At 69.8% G+C, this 3,628-nt stretch carries 1 protein-coding gene; it reads right to left on the bottom strand.

Annotation, left to right across the window (positions count from 1 at the left end; translation table 11 throughout):
• Positions 1–124: 124 nt before the first annotated feature.
• The gene (locus ABZ371_RS30350; RefSeq protein ID WP_358685640.1) at positions 125–3,451 is read right to left on the bottom strand and encodes a LamG-like jellyroll fold domain-containing protein; all 3,327 of its coding nucleotides are present in this window, start codon (positions 3,449–3,451) and stop codon (positions 125–127) included.
• Between the last annotated feature and the right edge of the window lie 177 nt (positions 3,452–3,628).

Genomic DNA, 3,628 nt, shown 5'->3' with positions numbered 1-3,628 from the left:
GGGCCGGTGCCTGGCCGGTGCCGCCGGGAAGCCGGGCGGGGCCCGGGGGAAGGGTGTGGACAGCCGGACGCTCCCGCCGGCACGGCTCACGTGCCGGCGGGAGCGGTTCCTGCGGGGCCGGGCCCTACGGTTGCTCGGCGTCGTGGAGCGCGGTCACCTCCTGGTCGGTGAGCGCCTTGTCGTACACCTTCACCTGGTCGACGGAGCCGTTCCAGAAGTCGGTGTCCGTCCCCGACCACCTGGCCCGGCCCACGGAGAGCGCGCCGGTGCTGACATCGGCGGTTCCGGCCGCGGCGGTGGAGGCGAGCCGGCCGTCGACGTACAGCTTGATCTCGTCACCGCTGCGGACGCCGACCAGGTGGTACCAGCGGCCGAGCTCGGGCTTCGTCTCCAGCCGGGCCCGGTGGGCGCCCGGGGTCGAGAAGGCGAAGCCGCCCTGGCCGTACTGGAGGTAGAAGGGGTTCTCCTGGCGCCGCCCGTCCTGGCTGACGACGGTGGCGTAGTTGCCCGGGAGCGCGTCGAGCGATGCCCAGGCCGAGACGGTGTAGTCACCGGTGGTGTCGACGACCGGGCCGTCGGTCTGCGCGTACTGGCCCGCACCGTCGAACCTCAGGGCCGAACCGTGCACGCCGGTCGTCCAGGTCGTCCCCCGGGAGAGGGTGAGGTCCTTGGCGTTCGGGCCGCTGTCGGCCGCCCTGGTCCCCTTGTTCTCGTCCAGGGACCAGGCGGCGCCGCCCTTGATCCCGTCGCGCTCGCCGGCTGCCGCGCCGGCGGCGATGACCTCGCGGTTGATCTTCCGCACCTGCGCGGCGTCGACCTTGATCTCGCGGCGGTCGTACGTCCAGAGGCCGTTGAGCTCGTTCTCCAGGTCCGTGACCTGGGTGTAGATGGAGCCGGAGAGCTCCGCCCGGGCCGCGTCGAGGTAGTACGTGCGGGTGTTGTCGACGTACTTGGCGGTCAGGGCGTCCTTGTCGGCCACGCCGCTGTAGATCGCGGTGGGAGCACCCGGCCACATGTGGCCCGGTATCCGCAGGGTGAAGCCGCCGTGCTCACCGTCCATCGCGGCCCGGTCCTCGTCCGGGAAGGCCGGGTCGGTGTTGTTGTAGTCGTGGTGGTCGATGATGTCGCCCTTGCCGCTGTCCCCCTTGGAGTTGCAGCAGTTGACACCGCTGTGGGCGTTGACCACCCGGGAGGGGTCGGCGGCCTGGACCTTCTCGGTGATCTTTCCGGTCTCGGTGCGGTCCCACTCGCCCCAGCCCTCGTTGAAGACGATCCAGGCGCCGATCGAGGGGTGGTTGTGCAGCTGCTCCATCATCTCGGCCCCCTGGTCGAGGAAGGCCTTGTGGCCCTTCTCCCCGGTGAGGTCGCCGGAGACGAAGTCCTGCCAGACGAGCAGTCCGAGCTGGTCGGCGTGGTAGTACCAGCGGGCCGGCTCCACCTTGATGTGCTTGCGCACGGAGTTGAAGCCGAGGTCCTTCTGGGCCTTCAGGTCGAAGACCAGGGCGGCGTCGCTGGGCGCCGTGTTCAGGCCGTCGGGGTAGAAGCCCTGGTCCAGCTGGGCGAGGGAGAAGAACGGCTTCCCGTTGAGCACCAGCTTCCGGTAGCCGCCGACCTCCGCGACGGCGAAGGAGCGCATACCGAAGTAACTGTCGACGGTGTCCTTGGAACGGCCGTCCCGGAGGGTGACCTCCAGGTCGTACAGGTACGGGTCGTCCGGCGTCCACAGGTGCTGTCCGGCGACGGGAAGGCTCAGCTCGCTGTTGGCCGCGCCGGTGACCCTGCCCACCACCTTGCCCTTCCCGTCACGGGCGACGGCGGTGACGCGGGCCGACCTGGAGGCATCCTCGGAGTTGACCGTCAGGGCGAGCCGGCCCTTGCCTATGTCGGGCGTGGTCGTCAGCGAGTCGACGGCGGCCGGAGCGACGGGCTCCATCCACACGGTCTGCCAGATGCCGGAGGAGGCGGTGTAGAAGATGCCGCCGGGGTTCGCCGACTGCTTGCCCGTGGGCTGGTCGGCTCCGGTGGTGTCGGTGACCGCGACGACGATCTCCTGGGGGCCGCTGCCCTTCAGCGCGTCGGTGATGTCGGCGCTGAAGGCCGTGTACCCGCCGGTGTGCTCGGCGACCTGCTGACCGTTGACCCAGACCCGCGCCTGGTGGTCGACGGCACCGAAGTTCAGCTTCAGGCGGTCTCCGCCGTCCCGCTTGCCGACCGACCAGCTCCGGGGCACGGTGACGAGCTTGCGGTAGAACATGTGGTCTTCGTGGCGCTCGAGTCCGGAGAGCTGTGACTCGACGGGGTAGGGCACGGTGATGCGCTCGTCGAGCGGCCTGCCGAAGACCGGCTTCTCGCCGGCGGCGGCTCCCGCGAACTCCCAGGGGCCGTTGAGGTTCTTCCAGTCGTCGCGGACCTGCTGCGGGCGGGGGTACTCCGGGAGCGGATTCCTTCGGTCGACCTTGTCGCCCCAGGGGGTGGTCAGCCGGTGCGTGGACAGGTTCTTCGCCCGGCGGCTGATCTCCGGGACGGTCTCCCCGCCGTTCTTCAGGCCGGCCTCACCGTCGTAGGCGAACCTGACCTGCTGGCCCTTCTGGACGGCCGCGCCCAGGGTCACCACGAGCGCCTTGCGGTCACCCGGGGCCCTGACGACCGACGTCACGGGCATCGGCGTGGTGTCCGCCTCGACGGTGAGGTGGTTCTTCACGTCCTCGACGCCGCTGATCTCGTGGTCGAAGTCCGCCCGCACCCGCCGGCCGTCCGCGGGGACGCTCAGGCCGACCGGGTAGACCTCGAAGTCGGCCGGCGGGGTGAAGACCGACTCGGGCACGATCTGCTTGGCGAGCTTCGCACTCGACCAGCGCAGGAACATGTTCGCCCCGCCGATGTCCTGGAACATCTCCAGCCGGAACGCGTGCGGTTCACCGGCCTTCAGGGTGACCGGCGCGCTGGTCTGCTCCTTGTCCCAGTCGGGCTCCCAGTGGTCGATGACGGCCTTGTCGTCGATGAACAGCCGGAAGCCGTTGTCACCGATCGCGGCGAACGTGTAGTCGCCGGTCTCCGGAGCCTCGATCTGCCCCGTCCAGCGGGCGGTGGTGTGCTCGGTCCGTCCGGTCGCCGACTCGAAGGCACCGGTCAGTCCTGGGAAGTTGATCTCCGGGTCGAGTGCGACGGCGCCGAGCTTCGCGAAGTCGCGGGCACCGGGAGCGGACATGGCGAAGTACTCGCCCTTGAGTCCGTGCACCTCGGTGGAGGGGTTCTCCGCCGTGGACGCCGATGCGGAGGCGGCGCCCACGTCAGGGGTCGCGGCCGCGGCCGGGACCAGGGTGGCCCCCAGGGGAAGCAGCAGCGCCGCCGTACAGGCGAGTGATCTGAAGAGCGTGCGGGGGCGGGCTAGTTGTCGTATCAAGGCGTCGTCCTCGTCGAAGAAGCCGGAGTGCCCCGAACCGCGGAGCACTGCACATAGTCGAACATTGAGCCACAGCTCCAAACACCTGACAACGGTCGTGCACGGAGAATTTTCAACGATAGAAACCCGGGCCCCGGCAGCCGATCACACCCCCCCGTGACCACGCGGCGACTGCCGACACGACACCCGCGCCGGAACAGGCTGGGGTATCACGCCGTGATACCC

The organism is Streptomyces sp. NPDC005899 (assembly GCF_040629645.1).
In the GTDB taxonomy this organism is placed as follows: Bacteria; Actinomycetota; Actinomycetes; order Streptomycetales; family Streptomycetaceae; genus Streptomyces.
The sequence above is the reverse complement of the archived record's forward strand: the minus strand, read 5'-3'. Positions and strand labels throughout refer to the sequence as shown.